Source organism: Cedecea sp. FDAARGOS_727 (genome assembly GCF_012273235.1).
GTDB classification, from domain to species: Bacteria; Pseudomonadota; Gammaproteobacteria; order Enterobacterales; family Enterobacteriaceae; genus Cedecea; species Cedecea davisae.
This window is the reverse complement of the sequence record NZ_CP050966.1, coordinates 1090301-1109480: the sequence shown is the minus strand read 5'-3', so window position 1 is coordinate 1109480 and position 19180 is coordinate 1090301. Positions and strand designations below refer to the sequence as shown.

Genomic DNA, 19180 nt, shown 5'->3' with positions numbered 1-19180 from the left:
TAAAGAATTTTTTACGAATATATATGAAAGCATCACAGTTAAATTAATCAATTTTCGATTATGGTCGTTTTTTGATAGTACCTTGTATGAATATTATAAAAATCATGTATTGTTTTCCCGCTGGCAAAAACGATATTAAATACGGGTAAGTTTTAATGCTTCTTGTTAATTGTTAATGGTTGCTTATAAATGGGGTGAGCTTAATATTTAAAGGTGCATGCTTTGGAAAGTACCATCAGCCCAGTTTGCCAGTCGAGTAAATATTGATGACGGAGTTTTCAGGTTCTTGAACCGTGGAAGGGAACCCAATTTGCTGCTGGAGTAATAAAATGACTGATGAACTCATTGAATGTCCGAATGTTCAGGAAATAATAAAATCACAATTGCGAGAAGTTGACCTGAATTTGCTCACGGTTTTTGACGCCGTGATGCAGGCTGAAAGTATTACCGGGGCCGCCAGACTGCTGGGGATGTCTCAGCCAGCGGTCAGCAATGCGGTTTCCCGGCTGAAGATAATGTTTAACGATGAGCTTTTCGTCCGCTATGGGCGAGGCATACAGCCAACCGGAAGGGCGTTTCAGCTGTTCAGTATTGTGCGCCACGTCCTGCAACTGGTTCAGAATGAGCTACCGGGCGCCGGGTTTGATCCTCTTGGAAGTGAGCGAGTTTTTAATATTTGCATTTCCAGCCCGCTGGATAACCGAATAATACCGATTTTTTATGATGCGGTTAAATATTCCGCACCCTATATTAAGTTGGGTTTTAAATCATGTTTTGGCCCTGATATTGAGCATCAGATGCGGCATCAGAAAGTCGACTTTGTGATTAGTTACGAAGAGTTTGTTCGGCCCGAATTTAAGCGCATGGTGCTGTTTAAGGACGAAATGGTATTAGTTACCGGGCCGCAACATCCAGGCTTTTGTGACTCGTTCAGCATCACCGATTTTTATAATGAGCGCCATGCTACCGCTTCTCTGGATAACTACGGCTCATTCAGTTTTCTTTGGTATGATACGGCTGAAAAACAAAATTCTATTGCCTGGCAGGGCGTAGCGATTACCAGCGTTTTGAATGTGGTTTCGCAGACGAAACTGGTCGGCGTAGCGCCGCGTTGGCTGGCTGAGAAGTTCGCTAATGAACTGAAAATAAATATTTTTCCGCTTCCTTTTGCGCAAAAAACTCGAACCTGTTATCTGTCGTGGCATGAATCAGCCGAGCAGGACAGAGGGCATTTGTGGATGCAGACTCTAATAAAGACAATTTGCTGTCAGTGAAAAAGGCAAATTGGCCAGCAATCGCGGAAGGTCACCGTTCTTTTTTCTCCCTTTTGTTTAAAATGCAGCATTTTATACTTTAGCACTTTCTGACTGCCGCTCTGCGGCGGTTTTGAATCTCTAAATTAATGTATAACGCACTGCATTTACCTCCATCTCTGACATATTCGTTAACAAGCCTCCCCGCTGTTCAGTTGATAGCTCCGCTATGTTCAGGTTTTGTAGCGATGAGGCCAAATTCGCTGCCCCGGATTGCGTAGGTGGATAATTGCCTGAGCGATTTTGAGCGGTTATGTTAATAAGCTAAACCTATAAAAACAAAACAGGCAGAGACACAACCTGTCGCAACGACGGCGCGGAAATGAGTTCTGCGTGCGGTCAAAAACGTGAGCCTGGAGGCAAAACCATGGAGATGTTGTCAGGAGCCGAGATGGTCGTCCGGTCGTTAATCGACCAGGGCGTTAAGCAGGTATTCGGCTACCCGGGAGGCGCGGTCCTCGATATTTACGACGCGCTTCATACTATGGGCGGAATCGATCATGTGCTGGTGCGCCATGAACAGGCGGCGGTGCATATGGCCGACGGCCTGGCGCGTGCGACCGGCGAAACGGGCGTGGTGCTGGTGACTTCTGGTCCCGGTGCAACCAATGCCATCACCGGTATCGCAACCGCCTATATGGATTCTATTCCAATGGTGGTGCTGTCAGGGCAGGTTGCAACTTCTCTGATTGGTTATGACGCTTTTCAGGAGTGCGATATGGTCGGCATTTCCCGGCCGGTGGTAAAGCACAGCTTCCTGGTAAAACAGGTCGAAGACATTCCCGCCACCATCAAAAAAGCATTCTGGCTGGCTTCGAGCGGCCGGCCTGGCCCGGTTGTAGTCGACCTGCCAAAAGATATTATGAGTCCGGCGAATAAGCTGCCGTACGCTTGGCCCGAATCCGTCAGTATGCGCTCCTATAACCCGACGACGCAGGGACATAAAGGGCAGATTAAACGTGCTCTGCAAACCCTGATTGCGGCTAAAAAGCCGGTTATGTACGTCGGCGGGGGCGCTATTAATTCGGCATGTCATGAACAACTGCTGACGCTCGCTGAAAAGCTAAATATTCCGGTGGTTTCTTCTTTGATGGGGCTGGGAGCCTTCCCGGCAACGCACCGTCAGGCACTGGGCATGCTCGGTATGCACGGCACTTATGAAGCCAACATGGCGATGCACCATTCCGATGTTATTTTTGCGGTTGGCGTGCGCTTTGACGATCGCACCACCAATAATCTCGCAAAATATTGCCCGAATGCCACCGTACTGCATATCGACATCGATCCGACTTCTATTTCCAAAACCGTGGCTGCGGATGTGCCAATCGTGGGCGACGCTCATCAGGTTCTGACCCAGATGCTGGACCTGCTGGCTCATGAAGAGACGCAGCAGTCCGGCGATGAGATTCGTGACTGGTGGCAGCACATTGAACAATGGCGCGCTCGACACTGCCTCGAATTCGACCGTAGCAGCGCAGCGATTAAACCACAGGCGGTGATAGAGACGGCATACCGTCTGACGAAAGGAGAGGCATATGTCACTTCCGACGTGGGCCAGCATCAGATGTTTGCCGCGCTTTATTATCCGTTCGATAAGCCTCGCCGTTGGATTAACTCGGGCGGGCTTGGCACCATGGGCTTTGGCCTGCCTGCCGCGCTTGGCGTGAAAATGGCATTGCCGGATGAAACCGTTATCTGTGTGACTGGTGATGGCAGTATCCAGATGAATATTCAGGAGCTTTCTACTGCCCTGCAGTATGGCCTGTCGGTGCTGGTACTGAACCTGAACAACCGCTATCTCGGGATGGTAAAACAGTGGCAGGACATGATCTATTCGGGCCGCCATTCTCAGTCTTATATGGAGTCGCTGCCTGACTTTGCGAAGCTGGCGGAGGCTTACGGCCACGTTGGCATCACCATTACTAAGCCCGAAGAGCTTGAAAGCCAGCTGGCACACGCCCTGGAAACCGTACGCGGCGGCCGCCTGGTATTTGTGGATGTCATGGTCGATGGAACAGAACACGTTTATCCGATGCAGATCCGCGGCGGCGGAATGGATGAAATGTGGTTAAGCAAAACGGAGAGAACCTGATTATGCGCCGGATATTATCTGTATTACTGGAGAATGAATCAGGAGCGTTATCTCGCGTTATTGGCCTGTTCTCCCAGCGTGGCTACAACATTGAAAGCCTGACCGTGGCACCCACTGACGATCCTACGCTCTCCCGGATGACTATTCAGACGGTGGGCGATGAAAAAGTGCTGGAGCAGATCGAAAAGCAGCTGCACAAGCTGGTGGATGTGCTGCGGGTAAGCGAACTGGGGCAGGGCGCGTATGTTGAGCGCGAAATCATGCTGGTTAAAGTTCAGGCCAGCGGGTACGGGCGCGAAGAGGTGAAACGCAGCGCGGAGATTTTCCGGGGGCAAATCATCGACGTGACGCCGACGCTCTACACGGTACAGCTTGCCGGCACCAGCGATAAGCTGAATGCTTTTCTCGATGCGATTCGCGATGTGGCGAAAATCGTTGAGATTGCCCGCTCGGGCGTCGTCGGCGTTTCGCGCGGCGATAAGATTATGCGCTAGTCACTAATGTGATCTAACTCACAGGCCCGGTAATCACTGCCGGGCTTTTTTTTGCAAACCAGAAAACAACACCCTGCAAAAGCGGTTGCCGGAGTTATTATTCTGCGCTTAGATGTAAATGTTGTTAACCATAGCCAGGGTATGGTTATGGGTCACCTGGAGAGTAAGGGGCTACAGTGAAATTGGATGAAATCGCGCGCCTGGCAGGAGTGTCACGCACTACGGCGAGCTACGTCATCAACGGGAAGGCGAAGCAGTATCGCGTCAGCGATAAAACCGTTGAGAAAGTTATGGCGGTGGTACGGGAGCATAACTACCACCCGAATGCGGTGGCCGCAGGTTTGCGCGCCGGGCGCACGCGTTCTATCGGTTTGGTTATCCCTGACCTGGAGAACACCAGCTACACCCGTATTGCTAACTATCTTGAGCGCCAGGCTCGCCAGCGCGGCTATCAGCTGCTGATCGCCTGTTCGGAAGATCAGCCGGACAACGAAATGCGCTGCATCGAGCATCTTTTACAGCGCCAGGTTGATGCGATCATTGTTTCGACATCGCTGCCTCCGGAGCACCCTTTCTATCAGCGCTGGGCGAACGATTCGTTTCCTATTATCGCGCTTGACAGGGCGTTAGATCGCGAGCATTTCACCAGCGTCGTCGGTGCCGATCAGGACGATGCGGAAATGCTGGCCGAAGAGCTGCGCAAATTCCCCGGCGATAATATTCTTTACCTCGGTGCGCTGCCCGAGCTTTCGGTCAGTTTCCTGCGTGAACAGGGTTTCCGTACCGCCTGGAAAGACGACCCGCGTACCGTCAACTACCTCTATGCCAACAGCTATGAGCGCGAGGCAGCGGCTCAGCTTTTTGAAAAATGGCTGGAAACCCACGAAATGCCGGACGCGCTTTATACCACCTCGTTTGCGCTGCTGCAGGGCGTAATGGACGTCACGCTGCGCCGCCAGGGCCGCCTTCCTTCTGAGCTGGCGATCGCTACCTTTGGCGACAACGAGCTGCTGGACTTCCTGCAATGCCCGGTGCTTGCGGTTGCTCAACGCCATCGAGATGTTGCCGAAAGGGTGCTTGAATTGGTGCTGGCAAGCCTAGACGAACCGCGTAAACCGAAGCCGGGTTTAACCCGAATTCGCAGAAATCTTTATCGTCGCGGTAGCCTGAGTCGCTACTAATCCTGAGGGCAGTTTCGGCTGCCCTAAAGTTAATTAAGAACTTTCCGGTATATTTACCCTTATTTTTTAAGGCAATTAATTAGCCGGGAAAAATGTGATAAAAAATCCCCATCGGCTAAATAAATCTCTTCTTTGTATTATTTTGTTACACACCCACAGATAAGAAATGTTGGATTATTAATCATTAGCCACCTCGCTTTCTTTACTCTTTACGCTCAGCCTGCGCCGGGCGGGCATCTGGCGCTGTTATCCAGCCCCGAAATACCTTAAAATGCCGACCGCGTCGCAAACTGCGCACTTAATATTTCCCAAAACAAGTATTTAGTCGTTTTAACGCTGTTGGTGTTTATTGGTCTTTTTCTTTCAAATATTCATGACGTTAATTTTGCCTCGCTAATGCGGCCCTTTTCACGCCAGCCATTTATCAATCGCTTAGGCGCGGGAATTTATTCCCGTAAGCGGCCTGGCTGGCTTGACAAGGTTTTCCTCCGCTCCGTAAACTCCTTTATGTGGGAATTTGTGGGGTAAAGTGGTGGAATGGGTCATTATAGGGTGAGGCTGGCATGTTCCGTGGAGCAACGTTAGTCAATCTCGACAGCAAGGGGCGGCTTGCCGTACCTACCCGTTATCGGGAAAAGCTAGTCGAAATCTCTGAAGGTCAGATGGTTTGCACCATCGACATCCATCACCCCTGCCTGCTGCTTTATACCGTTCCTGAATGGGAAATTATTGAACAAAAGCTTGCCCGTCTGTCGAGCATGAACCCCGCAGAACGCCGCGTACAGCGGTTGTTACTGGGTCATGCCAGTGAATGTCAGATGGATAGCGCCGGGCGATTGCTGCTGGCGCCAGTTTTACGCCAGCACGCCGGGCTTACCAAAGAAGTAATGCTGGTCGGGCAGTTCAATAAGTTTGAGCTGTGGGATGAAACGACCTGGCATCAACAGGTCAGGGAAGATATCGACGCTGAGCAGGCTTCGACCAATACCTTGTCGGAACGTCTGCAGGACTTGTCACTTTAAGAAATGATGGAAAATTTTAAACATACTACGGTGCTGCTGGACGAGGCCGTGAACGGCCTTAATATTCGTCCTGACGGCATCTACATTGATGGCACTTTTGGTCGCGGTGGCCACTCACGCCTGATCCTGTCCCAGCTTGGTGAACAGGGTCGTCTGCTGGCGATTGACCGCGATCCGCAGGCGATCGCCGCGGCAGCCGCTATTGATGACCCACGCTTCTCCATCATTCATGGCCCATTCTCTGCGCTGGCAGATTACGCCCGCGAGCGCGAACTGGAAGGCAAGATCGACGGCATTTTGCTGGATCTTGGCGTTTCGTCCCCTCAACTGGATGACGCTGAACGTGGTTTCTCCTTTATGCGAGATGGCCCGCTGGATATGCGTATGGATCCAACACGTGGCCAGTCTGCCGCCCAGTGGCTGATGACAGCAGAAGAAGCTGATATTGCCTGGGTTATCAAAACTTTCGGTGAAGAACGCTTTGGTAAGCGTATCGCGCGCGCCATTGTGGAGCGCAATCGTGAAGAGCCGATGACGCGTACCAAAGAGCTGGCGGCCGTTGTAGCCGCCGCGATGCCGGTAAAAGACAAGTTCAAACATCCGGCCACCCGCACTTTCCAGGCTATTCGTATCTGGATCAACAGCGAGCTGGACGAAATTGAAAAGGCGCTAAAAGGATCGCTGGCCGCGCTGGCAACCGGAGGGCGTCTGTCGATTATCAGTTTCCACTCTCTGGAAGACCGTATCGTCAAACGCTTTATGCGTGAAAACAGCCGTGGTCCACAGGTTCCGGCCGGTCTGCCGATGACGGAGGCTCAGCTGAATAAACTGGGCGGCCGCTACCTGAAGGCGCTCGGCAAAATGATGCCGGGCGAGGAAGAAGTTGCGGAGAATCCGCGCGCGCGCAGTTCCGTTTTGCGTATCGCCGAGAGGACTAACGCATGATCAACCGAGTGACAGAAACCCTCAGCAAGGTCACGCAGCTCGGCAGCAATGAGCGCCACGCCTTGCCGACGGTGATCGGCGGCGATCTGCTGCGACACGGGAAACTGCCACTCTGTTTGTTCATCGCCAGCATTATCACCGCCGTTTCAGTGGTGACCACGGCGCACCATACTCGCCTACTGACAGCACAGCGTGAGCAGATGGTTCTGGAACGCGACGCGCTGGATATTGAGTGGCGCAACCTGATTCTTGAAGAAAATGCGCTCGGCGATCATAGCCGGGTGGAGCGGATCGCGACGGAAAAGCTGCAATTGCAGCATGTCGATCCTTCGCAGGAAAACATCGTAGTTCAGCAATAAGGAATAGCGCGACAGATGAGAGCAGCGGCAAAAACGCTTAAACCAAAACGCCAGGAAGAACAGGCCAACTTTATCGGTTGGCGTTTTGCGTTGCTTTGCGGTTGCATTCTGCTCGCACTGACTTTCCTGCTCGGTCGCGTGGCGTGGCTGCAAATCATCAGTCCGGATATGCTGGTGCGCCAGGGTGATATGCGCTCTCTTCGCGTGCAGGAAGTTTCAACTTCACGCGGCATGATTAGCGACCGCGCGGGGCGTCCGCTGGCGGTGAGCGTGCCGGTTAATGCGATTTGGGCCGACCCTAAAGAGCTGCACGAGGCGGGAGGCGTAACGCTGGATAACCGCTGGAAAGCGCTGGCCGATGCGCTAAAAATCCCGCTCGACCAGCTGGCTACCCGGGTTAACAGCAATCCAAGTGGCCGCTTTATCTATCTTGCCCGCCAGGTCAACCCGGACATCGGCGACTACATCAAGAAGCTTAAGCTCCCCGGTATTCATCTGCGGCAGGAATCTCGCCGCTACTATCCTTCAGGCGAAGTGACTGCTCACCTCATCGGCTTTACCAACGTCGATAGCGAAGGGATCGAGGGGGTGGAAAAAAGCTTTGATAAATGGCTCACCGGTCAGCCCGGCGAGCGCGTTGTGCGTAAAGACCGCTACGGGCGCGTTATCGAAGACATTTCCTCAACCGACAGCCAGGCCGCCCATAACCTGGCTTTGAGCATTGATGAACGCCTGCAGGCTCTGGTCTACCGCGAGCTGAATAACGCCGTCGCCTTTAACAAGGCCGAGTCCGGCACCGCCGTACTGGTGGATGTGAATACCGGCGAAGTACTGGCGATGGCCAATAGCCCGTCCTACAACCCGAATAACCTGACCGGCACCGCAAAAGATGTGATGCGTAACCGCTCTATTACCGACATCTTTGAACCGGGTTCCACCGTTAAGCCAATGGTGGTGATGACCGCGCTGCAGCGTGGCGTGGTACAGGAAAATACCGTGCTGAACACGGTGCCGTTCCGCATCAATGGTCATGAGATCAAAGATGTTGGGCGCTACAACGAATTGACTCTTACCGGAGTCCTACAGAAGTCGAGTAACGTCGGGGTTTCAAAACTGGCGTTAGCGATGCCCTCCTCAGCGTTAGTAGATACTTACTCTCGTTTTGGACTGGGAAAAGCGACCAATTTGGGGTTGGTCGGGGAACGCAGTGGCTTATATCCTCAAAAACAACGGTGGTCTGACATAGAGAGGGCCACCTTCTCTTTCGGCTATGGGCTAATGGTAACGCCGTTACAGTTAGCGCGAGTCTACGCAACAATCGGCAGCTACGGAATTTACCGTCCGCTGTCTATCACCAAAGTTGACCCGCCGGTTCCCGGCGAACGTGTCTTTCCAGAATCCACAGTTCGCACAGTGCTACACATGATGGAAAGCGTGGCACTGCCCGGCGGCGGCGGGGTTAAGGCAGCGATTAAAGGTTATCGTATTGCCATTAAAACCGGTACCGCGAAGAAAGTTGGGCCGGACGGAAAATATATCAATAAATACATTGCCTATACCGCAGGTGTAGCGCCAGCCAGCAATCCGCGCTTCGCGCTGGTGGTAGTGATTAACGATCCGCAGGCCGGTAAATATTACGGCGGTGCCATCTCTGCACCCGTGTTCGGTGCAATTATGGGTGGCGTGCTGCGCACCATGAACATTGAACCGGATGCCCTGGCAGTCGGTGAGAAAAGCGAATTTGTAATTAATCAGAAAGAGGCATCAGGTGGCAGATCGTAATTTGAGTGACCTTCTTGCTCCGTGGGTAGCCGGACTGCCTGCGAGAGCGCTGCGAGAGATGACACTCGATAGTCGCGTGGCGGCTGCGGGCGATCTTTTTGTGGCCGTGGTCGGTCATCAGGCGGACGGGCGTCGTTATATCCCGCAGGCGATAGCACAGGGTGTAGCAGCCGTGATCGCAGAGGCGGACGGCGAAGCTGCGGATGGCGAAGTGCGTGAAATGCACGGCGTGCCTGTCATCTATCTTAGCCAGCTGCATCAGCGCCTCTCTGCGCTGGCCGGGCGCTTCTATCATCAGCCTTCCGGGGCGTTACGCCTGGTCGGCGTGACCGGTACCAACGGTAAGACCACAACGACCCAGTTGCTTGCGCAATGGGCCCAGCTACTGGGCGAAACCAGCGCCGTGATGGGCACCGTAGGCAATGGGCTGCTCGGGCAGGTGGTTCCGACCGAGAACACCACGGGTTCTGCGGTTGATGTTCAGCATGTATTAGCGAGCCTGAGCGCGCAGGGCGCAACCTTTGGCGCGATGGAAGTCTCTTCCCATGGCCTGGTTCAGCACCGCGTAGCGGCATTGAAATTTGCCGCCTCTGTCTTTACCAATTTAAGCCGCGATCATCTTGATTATCATGGTGATATGGCAAATTACGAAGCCGCAAAATGGCTGCTGTTCTCCGAACATGACTGCGGTCAGGCGATCATCAATGCCGACGATGAAGTCGGCCGCCGCTGGCTGGCTCGCCTGCCGGATGCCGTTGCGGTCAGCATGGAGAACAATTTACAGCCGGGCGGCCACGGTCGCTGGCTGAAAACCGATGAAGTGGTTTATCACGACAGCGGGGCAACGATTCGCTTTAGCTCCTCCTGGGGCGACGGTGAAATTGAAAGCCGCCTGATGGGGGCGTTTAACGTCAGTAACCTGCTGCTGGCTCTGGCAACGCTGCTGGCGCTGGGCTATCCGCTTAACGAATTGGTTGAGTCAGGGGCTCGCCTGCAGCCGGTTTGCGGGCGTATGGAAGTCTTCAGCGCGGCGGGTAAATCTACCGTAGTCGTTGATTACGCTCACACCCCGGACGCGCTGGAAAAAGCATTACAGGCTGCTCGCCTGCACTGCACCGGCAAACTGTGGTGCGTGTTTGGCTGCGGTGGCGATCGTGACAAGGGCAAACGCCCTCTTATGGGCGGTATCGCCGAGCAATACGCCGATGTGGTTGTGGTGACCGACGACAACCCGCGTACCGAGGAGCCAAAGGCTATCGTCGACGATATCCTGACCGGCATGCTTGATGCGGGCCGCGCTCACGTCGTATTAGGGCGTGCGGAAGCGGTGACCAATGCCATTATGCAGGCTAAAGAAAACGACGTCGTGCTGCTGGCCGGTAAAGGCCACGAAGATTATCAAATTGTTGGCAACCGCCGTCTGGATTACTCCGACCGCGTAACTGCCGCTCGTCTGCTGGGAGTTGTGGCATGATTCGCGTCTCCCTGAAGCAACTTGAAACCATCCTGAAGGGTGAGCTGTTCGGCGCTGACGCGGACATTATCGATGTCACTACCGACACCCGTAAGCTCACCGATGGCTGCCTGTTTGTGGCGCTAAAAGGCGAACGTTTTGATGCTCACAACTTTGCCGCGGATGCGGTGAAAGGTGGAGCAGGAGCGCTGCTGGTAAGCCGCAAGCTGGATATAGACGTACCGCAGCTGGTTGTCGCGGATACTCGCCTCGCTTTTGGCGAGCTGGGCGCGTGGGTTCGCCAGCAGGTTCCGACGCGCGTTGTGGCGCTCACCGGCTCCTCCGGCAAAACCTCGGTAAAAGAGATGGCGGCTTCAATCCTGCGCCAGTGCGGCAATACGCTTTACACCGCAGGCAACCTGAATAACGACATCGGCGTACCGATGACGCTGCTGCGCCTGACCCCGGAATATGACTTTGCCGTTATCGAACTGGGTGCTAATCACCAGGGCGAAATTGCCTGGACCGTGGGGCTGACCCGCCCGGAAGCCGCGCTGGTTAATAACCTGGCCGCCGCGCACCTTGAGGGCTTTGGCTCTCTGGCAGGCGTTGCGAAAGCGAAGGGTGAGATCTTTACCGGCCTGCCGGCCAACGGCACCGCAATCCTGAACGCCGATAATAACGACTGGCTGAACTGGCAGACGATCATCGGCGATCGTAAAACCTGGCGTTTTTCCCCTAACGCGGAAGGGAGCGATTTTACCGCGACCAATATCCATATCACTTCGCACGGCACCGAGTTCACTCTGCGCACCCCGCAGGGTGATATTAATGTCGTGCTGCCGCTGCCTGGCCGCCACAATATTGCTAACTCGCTGGCCGCTACGGCGCTGGCGATGGCCGTTGGCGCTCCTCTGGAAGCGGTAAAAGCTGGCCTGGCCGGGCTGAAAGCTGTTCCGGGCCGCCTGTTCCCCATTCAGCTTGCTGAAAATCAGCTGCTGTTGGATGACAGCTACAACGCCAACGTGGGTTCTATGACCGCCGCAGCGCAGGTGCTGTCGGAAATGCCCGGCTACCGCGTGATGGTTGTGGGCGATATGGCCGAACTGGGCGATGAAGCTGAAGCCTGCCATCGTCAGGTAGGCGAGGCGGCAAAATCCGCAGGCATCGACCGGGTATTAAGCGTGGGCGTGTTAAGTAAAACGCTGAGCGCTGCATCAGAAGTTGGTGAGCATTTTACCGATAAGCAGGCCGTGATTGAGCGTTTAAAAGCGCTGATTGCGGAACATTCAATTTTAACCATTTTGGTGAAAGGTTCACGTAGTGCGGCCATGGAAGAGGTGGTTCGCGCATTACAGGAGAAACAAGCATGCTAGTTTGGCTGGCCGAACATTTGGTCAAATATTATTCCGGCTTTAACGTCTTTTCCTACCTGACGTTTCGCGCCATTGTCAGCCTGCTGACCGCTCTGTTTATCTCCCTGTGGATGGGGCCGCGGATGATCGCGCGTTTACAACAACTCTCCTTCGGGCAGGTTGTGCGCAACGACGGCCCTGAGTCGCATTTCAGCAAACGTGGTACGCCGACGATGGGCGGCCTGATGATCCTGACCGCCATTGTGGTCTCGGTTCTGATGTGGGCTTACCCGTCTAACCCTTACGTCTGGTGCGTGCTGTTCGTGCTGGTCGGCTTCGGTATTGTCGGCTTTGTTGATGACTACCGCAAAGTGGTTCGCAAAGATACCAAGGGGCTGATTGCTCGCTGGAAATACTTCTGGATGTCGGCCATTGCTCTGGTGGTTGCCTTCACCATGTATGCCGTGGGCAAAGGGACTCCGGCCACCGAACTGGTGGTGCCGTTCTTTAAAGACGTGATGCCGCAGCTGGGCCTGTTCTATGTCCTGCTGGCGTACTTCGTCATCGTTGGCACCGGCAATGCGGTAAACCTGACGGACGGCCTGGACGGCCTGGCGATTATGCCAACCGTGTTTGTCGCCGCGGGCTTTGCGCTGGTGGCATGGGCAACGGGCAACATGAACTTCGCTGGTTATCTGCATATCCCTTACCTGCGTCACGCGGGCGAGTTGGTTATCGTTTGTACCGCCATCGTTGGGGCGGGGCTGGGTTTCCTGTGGTTCAACACTTATCCGGCCCAGGTCTTTATGGGCGATGTAGGCTCTCTGGCTCTGGGCGGCGCGCTCGGGACGATTGCCGTGCTGCTGCGCCAGGAGTTCCTGCTGGTGATTATGGGCGGCGTGTTTGTGGTTGAAACCCTGTCGGTTATCTTGCAGGTCGGCTCGTTCAAGCTGCGCGGACAGCGCATCTTCCGTATGGCGCCGATTCACCACCACTATGAATTAAAAGGCTGGCCGGAGCCGCGCGTTATTGTGCGCTTCTGGATTATCTCGCTGATGCTGGTGCTGATTGGCCTGGCAACGCTGAAGGTTCGCTAAACATGGCAGATTACCAGGGTAAAAAAGTCGTTATCATCGGGTTGGGCCTTACCGGCCTGTCATGCGTGGATTTCTTCCTGGCACGCGGCGTTACGCCGCGCGTAATCGACACCCGCATTTCCCCTCCTGGTCTTGATAAGCTGCCTGAAACCGTCGAGCGCCATACCGGATCGATGAACGAAGACTGGCTGCTGGCGGCGGATCTGATTGTCGCGAGCCCTGGCATCGCACTGGCAACACCCGCGCTTAGCGCCGCAGCGGATGCTGGTGTTGAAATTGTTGGCGATATCGAACTCTTTTGCCGTGAAGCTCAGGCGCCGATAATCGCTATCACCGGTTCTAACGGGAAAAGCACCGTCACCACCCTGGTGGGCGAGATGGCGAAGGCGGCGGGCGTTAACGTCGGCGTAGGCGGCAATATCGGCCTGCCTGCTTTGATGCTGCTGGGCAAAGATTGCGAGCTGTATGTGCTTGAGCTTTCCAGCTTCCAGCTGGAAACGACGTACAGCCTGAAAGCCGCCGCGGCTACCGTGCTGAACGTGACTGAAGATCATATGGATCGCTATCCGTTTGGCATGCAGCAGTACCGTGCGGCCAAGCTGCGCGTTTACGAAAACGCAAAAGTCTGCGTGGTGAACGCCGACGACGCGCTGACCATGCCGGTGCGCGGCGCGGATGAACGCTGTGTCAGCTTTGGCGTTGATGTGGGGGATTATCATCTTAACCGCCAGCAGGGCGATACCTGGCTGCGGGTGAAGGGTGAGAAGATCCTCAATACCAAAGAGATGAGCCTGGTTGGGCAGCATAACTATACCAACGCCCTGGCGGCGCTGGCGCTGGCCGATGCGGTGAAATTGCCCCGGGCAACCAGCCTGAAAGCGCTGACCACCTTTACCGGCCTGGCGCACCGTTTCCAGATGGCGTGGGAGCGTAACGGCGTTCGCTGGATCAATGATTCCAAAGCGACCAACGTCGGCAGCACCGAAGCGGCGCTGAACGGGCTGCATCTTGAAGGGACTTTGCATCTGCTGCTGGGTGGCGACGGTAAATCTGCGGATTTCTCGTCCCTGACTCGTTACCTGCAGGGCGACCGCGTTCGCCTCTATTGCTTTGGCCGCGATGGCGCTGAACTCGCCGGACTGCGTCCGGAAGTCGCCGAGCAAACCGAAACGATGGAGCAGGCGATGAAACTGGCCGCCGCACGCGTTCAGCCGGGCGATATGGTACTGCTTTCGCCGGCCTGCGCCAGCTTGGACCAGTTTAAAAACTTTGAACAGCGCGGCGACGTGTTTACTCAACTTGCGAAGGAGCTGGGCTGATGCGTTTATCTCTCCCTCGCCTGCGCGTGCCTCGTGTTCCGGGATTCGGTATCCTGGCGTGGCTCGCTTCGGCCATAAAAGGGTGGGTAATGGGCTCCCGCGAAGCCGACGCCAACAGCATGGTGCTGTACGACCGAACGCTGCTGTGGCTGACGTTCGGCCTGGCCGCGATCGGTTTTATTATGGTGACTTCGGCCTCAATGCCGGTAGGGCAGCGCCTGGCGGACGATCCGTTCCTGTTTGCCAAACGTGACGGTCTTTACATCCTCGTGGCGTTTGCCATGGCGATGGTCACCCTGCGCCTGCCGATGGACTTCTGGCAGCGCCACAGTACCGCGATGCTGCTGGCTTCGATTGTCATGCTGCTGATTGTGCTGGTGGTGGGGAGTTCCGTTAACGGTGCATCACGCTGGATTGCCTTCGGCCCGCTGCGTATTCAGCCCGCCGAGTTTTCAAAGCTGTCGCTGTTCTGCTACCTGGCAAACTACCTGGTGCGCAAAGTTGACGAGGTGCGTAATAACCTGCGCGGCTTCCTTAAACCAATGGGCGTTATCCTGGTGATGGCGGTTCTGCTGCTGGCGCAGCCGGACCTGGGGACGGTGGTTGTGCTGTTTGTGACAACCCTGGCAATGTTGTTCCTGGCCGGTGCAAAACTGTGGCAGTTCATCGCCATTATCGGCATGGGGATCTCGGCGGTTATCCTGCTTATCCTTGCCGAGCCTTACCGTATTCGCCGCGTAACTTCTTTCTGGAACCCCTGGGAAGATCCGTTCGGCAGCGGCTACCAGCTGACCCAATCTCTGATGGCTTTTGGACGCGGAGAATTGTGGGGGCAGGGGCTGGGGAATTCGGTTCAAAAACTGGAATATTTGCCCGAAGCACATACCGACTTTATCTTCTCGATTATCGGCGAGGAGCTGGGATATATCGGTGTGGTACTGGCTCTTTTGATGGTATTCTTCGTCGCTTTTCGCGCGATGTCCATCGGCAAACGCGCGCTGGAATTAGATCAGCGTTTTTCCGGTTTTCTGGCCTGCTCCATCGGTATTTGGTTTAGCTTCCAGGCGCTGGTTAACGTTGGTGCGGCTGCGGGTATGCTGCCGACCAAAGGTCTGACGCTGCCGCTTATCAGCTACGGTGGTTCCAGCCTGATAATTATGTCTACGGCAATCATGTTGTTGCTGCGAATAGATTATGAAACTCGCCTGGCCAAGGCTCAGGCGTTTACACGGAGTGCCAAATGACAGGCAAAGCGAAGCGGTTGATGGTGATGGCGGGCGGGACCGGCGGACATGTGTTCCCGGGGCTGGCGGTTGCTCATCATCTTCAGGCCGAAGGATGGGAAATTCGCTGGCTCGGTACCGCGGACCGTATGGAAGCCGACTTAGTGCCAAAACACGGTATTGGCATCGACTTCATTCGTATCTCCGGCCTGCGCGGAAAAGGGTTAAAAGCCCTGGCGCTGGCTCCGCTGCGTATCTTCAACGCCTGGCGTCAGGCGCGGGCGATTATGAAAGCCTGGCAGCCGGACGTGGTTCTGGGTATGGGCGGCTATGTTTCCGGCCCGGGTGGCCTGGCGGCCTGGTCGCTCGGTATTCCCGTGGTACTGCACGAGCAGAACGGCATCGCCGGGCTGACGAATAAGTGGCTGGCAAAGATTGCCACCAAAGTGATGCAGGCTTTCCCGGGTGCTTTCCCCAAAGCTGACGTGGTCGGCAACCCGGTGCGTACCGACGTGCTGGCGCTCCCGCTGCCGCAGGTTCGCTTTGCCGGACGTGAGGGGCCGATTCGTGTGCTGGTCGTTGGGGGGTCACAGGGCGCTCGCGTTCTGAACCAAACCCTGCCGCAGGTGGCCGCTCGTCTGGCCGATGCGGTGACAATCTGGCACCAAACCGGCAAAGGTGGCCAGGCCGTGGTGCAGCAGGCATATGCCGAAGCCGGGCAGCCGCAGCATAAAGTGACCGAATTTATTGACGATATGGCAGCCGCCTATGAATGGGCTGACGTAGTGGTTTGCCGCTCAGGTGCATTAACCGTGAGCGAAATCGCAGCGGCGGGTTTGCCCGCGCTGTTTGTTCCGTTCCAGCATAAAGACCGGCAGCAATACTGGAATGCGCTGCCGCTGGAAAAGGCAGGAGCCGCAACAATACTGGAGCAGCCGCAGTTTACCGTGGATGCCGTTACCCGCACCCTGGCCGGATGGGACAGAGCAACGCTGCTGGCAATGGCCGAGCGTGCGCGAGCGGCCTCCATTCCTGATGCGACAGAGCGGGTAGCAAATGAAGTCAGCGCCGCAGCGCGTGCGTAACTCTTGTGGGTGGCGAGTTGCCGCCCGTAAATTTGATGTAATGGCGGCATGCCGCCTGCAGGTTTAGAGAATGAATACACAACAACTGGCGAAACTGCGTTCAATCGTGCCCGAGATGCGTCGCGTCCGGCACATTCACTTTGTTGGCATCGGCGGCGCCGGTATGGGCGGTATTGCCGAAGTTTTGGCTAACGAAGGCTACCAGATCAGCGGTTCCGATCTGGCTCCGAACCCGGTCACGCAGCAGTTGTCGGCCCTGGGCGCCACTATTTATTTCAACCATCGCCCGGAGAACGTGCGTGATGCCAGCGTTGTAGTTGTGTCCACGGCTATTTCTGCGGATAACCCGGAAATTGTTGCCGCCCACGAAGCGCGTATCCCGGTTATCCGCCGCGCGGAGATGCTGGCCGAACTGATGCGCTTCCGCCACGGTATTGCCGTTGCCGGGACGCACGGTAAAACAACCACCACGGCGATGGTCTCCAGCATTTACGCAGAAGCGGGGCTGGACCCGACTTTCGTTAACGGCGGTTTGGTGAAGGCCGCGGGCGTTCATGCTCGTTTGGGGCACAGCCGCTACCTGATTGCAGAAGCCGATGAAAGTGACGCATCGTTCCTACATTTGCAGCCAATGGTGTCGATTGTCACCAATATCGAAGCCGACCACATGGATACTTACCAGGGCGACTTTGAAAATTTAAAACAGACATTTATTAATTTCCTGCACAATTTGCCGTTTTATGGTCGTGCAGTGATGTGCGTGGACGATCCGGTGATTCGCGAGCTGCTGCCGCGAGTGGGCCGCCAAACCACCACCTATGGTTTCAGTGAAGACGCGGATGTTCGCGTTGAAAACTATCAGCAGAAAGGCGCTCAGGGATTTTTCACTATTGTGCGTCAGGACAAGCCTGAGCTTCACGTAGTGCTGAATGCGCCGGGCCGTCATAACGCGCTGAACGCCGCGGCGGCTGTTGCCGTTGCGACGGAGGAAGGCATCGAGGACGAGGCGATTTTACGCGCGCTGGAAAGCTTCCAGGGAACCGGGCGTCGCTTCGATTTCCTAGGCGAGTATCCCCTGGCACCGATTAACGGCAAGACGGGAACGGCGATGCTGGTAGACGATTATGGTCATCACCCAACGGAAGTGGATGCCACGATTAAGGCGGCTCGTGCGGGCTGGCCGGATAAAAATCTGGTGATGATTTTCCAGCCGCACCGCTACACCCGCACCCGTGACCTGTACGACGATTTCGCAGGCGTGCTGTCGCAGGTGGACTCTCTGGTGATGCTGGAGGTTTACCCTGCCGGTGAAGCCCCGATCCCGGGGGCCGACAGCCGTTCTCTGTGCCGTACCATTCGAGGTCGCGGTAAGGTTGACCCGATCCTGGTTTCCGATCACGGTGAAGTGGCGGACATCCTGGCCCCTGTTCTGACGGGAAATGATCTGATCCTCGTCCAGGGTGCCGGGAACATCGGCAAAATTGCGAGAAACCTGGCTGAAATCAAGTTACAGCCTCAAACTAAAGAGGAAGGGCACCATGGCTGATAAAGTAGCCGTCCTGCTGGGGGGCACTTCCGCTGAACGTGAGGTTTCGCTGCAATCCGGTAGTGCGGTTCTGGCGGGATTAAGAGAGGGTGGCGTTGATGCCCATCCTTTCGATCCACAAAGCCAGTCGGTGCTGGAGCTGAAGTCGCAGGGGTTCGATAAAGTCTTTATCGCGCTGCACGGCCGCGGCGGCGAAGACGGCACTCTCCAAGGTTTGCTGGAGTTCCTTGAACTGCCGTATACCGGCAGCGGCGTAATGGCATCGGCAATAACCATGGATAAGCTGCGCAGCAAATTGCTGTGGCAGGGCGCGGGTTTACCGGTCGCCCCTTGGGTATACCTCAACCGTCGCGACGTAGAAGCAGGTATAACGGGAGCGCTGGAAGAGCGCATTTCCGCGCTGGGAATGCCGGTTATCGTTAAGCCGAGCCGTGAAGGCTCAAGCGTTGGTATGTCAAAGGTTGATAGCGTGGATGCGCTGCCTGCGGCTCTGGCGCTGGCGTTCGAACATGATGAAGATGTGCTGATTGAGAAATGGTTAAGCGGCCCGGAGTACACGGTGGCGATTTTAGGCGACGAAATTTTACCGTCTATCCGCATCCAACCCGCCGGAACCTTCTATGATTATGAGGCGAAGTATCTCTCTGATGAAACTCAATATTTCTGCCCGGCTGGATTAATTGAGCAAAGAGAGCAGGAATTGCAGGCATTAGTTCTACAGGCGTGGCAGGCTCTGGGCTGTAGCGGCTGGGGACGAGTGGATGTTATGCAGGATAACGACGGGCAGTTTTATCTGCTGGAAGTGAACACGTCGCCGGGCATGACAAGCCATAGCCTGGTGCCGATGGCGGCTCGCCAGGCGGGGATGAGCTTCTCGCAGCTGGTAGTACGAATTCTGGAACTGGCGGACTGAT

16 protein-coding genes are annotated in these 19180 nt (G+C 55.4%); all 16 read left to right on the top strand.

What is annotated here, in order from left to right; genetic code table 11:
• Nucleotides 1-329: 329 nt before the first annotated feature.
• The 16 genes from leuO to FOC35_RS05255 all read left to right on the top strand — a co-directional run bounded on the left by leuO (nt 330) and on the right by FOC35_RS05255 (nt 19179).
• Entirely contained in the window at nt 330-1274 is a 945-nt protein-coding gene (gene leuO, locus FOC35_RS05330; protein ID WP_172570329.1) for a transcriptional regulator LeuO, read from the top strand.
• A 406-nt stretch (nt 1275-1680) separates the two neighbouring features.
• Nucleotides 1681-3405, top strand: a complete 1725-nt coding sequence (gene ilvI, locus FOC35_RS05325; protein ID WP_172568361.1) for an acetolactate synthase 3 large subunit — start codon at nt 1681-1683, stop codon at nt 3403-3405.
• A gap of 2 nt (nt 3406-3407) precedes the next feature.
• The gene (gene ilvN / locus FOC35_RS05320; RefSeq protein WP_016534881.1) at nt 3408-3899 is read left to right on the top strand and encodes an acetolactate synthase small subunit; all 492 of its coding nucleotides are present in this window, start codon (nt 3408-3410) and stop codon (nt 3897-3899) included.
• Between the two features lie 176 nt (nt 3900-4075).
• Nucleotides 4076-5080 carry a catabolite repressor/activator gene (cra, locus tag FOC35_RS05315; RefSeq protein ID WP_016534883.1) on the top strand — a complete coding sequence of 335 codons (1005 nt, stop codon included), beginning with the start codon at nt 4076-4078 and terminating at the stop codon, nt 5078-5080.
• Between the two features lie 563 nt (nt 5081-5643).
• A complete protein-coding gene (gene mraZ, locus FOC35_RS05310; protein ID WP_016534886.1) occupies nt 5644-6102 on the top strand; it encodes a division/cell wall cluster transcriptional repressor MraZ in 459 nt (152 codons plus the stop codon).
• Nucleotides 6103-6105: 3 nt separating this feature from the next.
• The gene (rsmH, locus tag FOC35_RS05305; RefSeq protein ID WP_172568360.1) at nt 6106-7047 is read left to right on the top strand and encodes a 16S rRNA (cytosine(1402)-N(4))-methyltransferase RsmH; all 942 of its coding nucleotides are present in this window, start codon (nt 6106-6108) and stop codon (nt 7045-7047) included.
• Nucleotides 7044-7406, top strand: coding sequence for a cell division protein FtsL (ftsL, locus tag FOC35_RS05300; RefSeq protein WP_016534888.1), 363 nt, complete (start codon nt 7044-7046; stop codon nt 7404-7406). The genes rsmH and ftsL overlap by 4 nt, the downstream gene beginning before the upstream one ends.
• 15 nt (nt 7407-7421) lie before the next feature.
• Nucleotides 7422-9188, top strand: a complete 1767-nt coding sequence (locus FOC35_RS05295; protein WP_016534889.1) for a peptidoglycan glycosyltransferase FtsI — start codon at nt 7422-7424, stop codon at nt 9186-9188.
• A complete protein-coding gene (gene murE, locus FOC35_RS05290; RefSeq protein WP_172568359.1) occupies nt 9175-10662 on the top strand; it encodes a UDP-N-acetylmuramoyl-L-alanyl-D-glutamate--2,6-diaminopimelate ligase in 1488 nt (495 codons plus the stop codon). Before FOC35_RS05295 ends, murE begins: the two co-directional genes overlap by 14 nt.
• Nucleotides 10659-12017, top strand: coding sequence for a UDP-N-acetylmuramoyl-tripeptide--D-alanyl-D-alanine ligase (murF, locus tag FOC35_RS05285; protein ID WP_172568358.1), 1359 nt, complete (start codon nt 10659-10661; stop codon nt 12015-12017). The genes murE and murF overlap by 4 nt, the downstream gene beginning before the upstream one ends.
• Entirely contained in the window at nt 12011-13093 is a 1083-nt protein-coding gene (mraY, locus tag FOC35_RS05280; RefSeq protein ID WP_172568357.1) for a phospho-N-acetylmuramoyl-pentapeptide-transferase, read from the top strand. The genes murF and mraY overlap by 7 nt, the downstream gene beginning before the upstream one ends.
• Nucleotides 13094-13095: 2 nt before the next feature.
• A complete protein-coding gene (gene murD, locus FOC35_RS05275; protein ID WP_172568356.1) occupies nt 13096-14412 on the top strand; it encodes a UDP-N-acetylmuramoyl-L-alanine--D-glutamate ligase in 1317 nt (438 codons plus the stop codon).
• Nucleotides 14412-15656 (top strand): cell division protein FtsW, encoded by a 1245-nt coding sequence (gene ftsW / locus FOC35_RS05270; RefSeq protein ID WP_172568355.1) that lies wholly within the window; start codon nt 14412-14414, stop codon nt 15654-15656. Before murD ends, ftsW begins: the two co-directional genes overlap by 1 nt.
• Nucleotides 15653-16720 carry an undecaprenyldiphospho-muramoylpentapeptide beta-N-acetylglucosaminyltransferase gene (gene murG / locus FOC35_RS05265; RefSeq protein ID WP_016534895.1) on the top strand — a complete coding sequence of 356 codons (1068 nt, stop codon included), beginning with the start codon at nt 15653-15655 and terminating at the stop codon, nt 16718-16720. Before ftsW ends, murG begins: the two co-directional genes overlap by 4 nt.
• 70 nt (nt 16721-16790) lie before the next feature.
• Entirely contained in the window at nt 16791-18266 is a 1476-nt protein-coding gene (gene murC, locus FOC35_RS05260; protein ID WP_172568354.1) for a UDP-N-acetylmuramate--L-alanine ligase, read from the top strand.
• Nucleotides 18259-19179, top strand: a complete 921-nt coding sequence (locus FOC35_RS05255) for a D-alanine--D-alanine ligase (RefSeq protein ID WP_016534897.1) — start codon at nt 18259-18261, stop codon at nt 19177-19179. The genes murC and FOC35_RS05255 overlap by 8 nt, the downstream gene beginning before the upstream one ends.
• The last annotated feature ends 1 nt before the right edge of the window (nt 19180 follow it).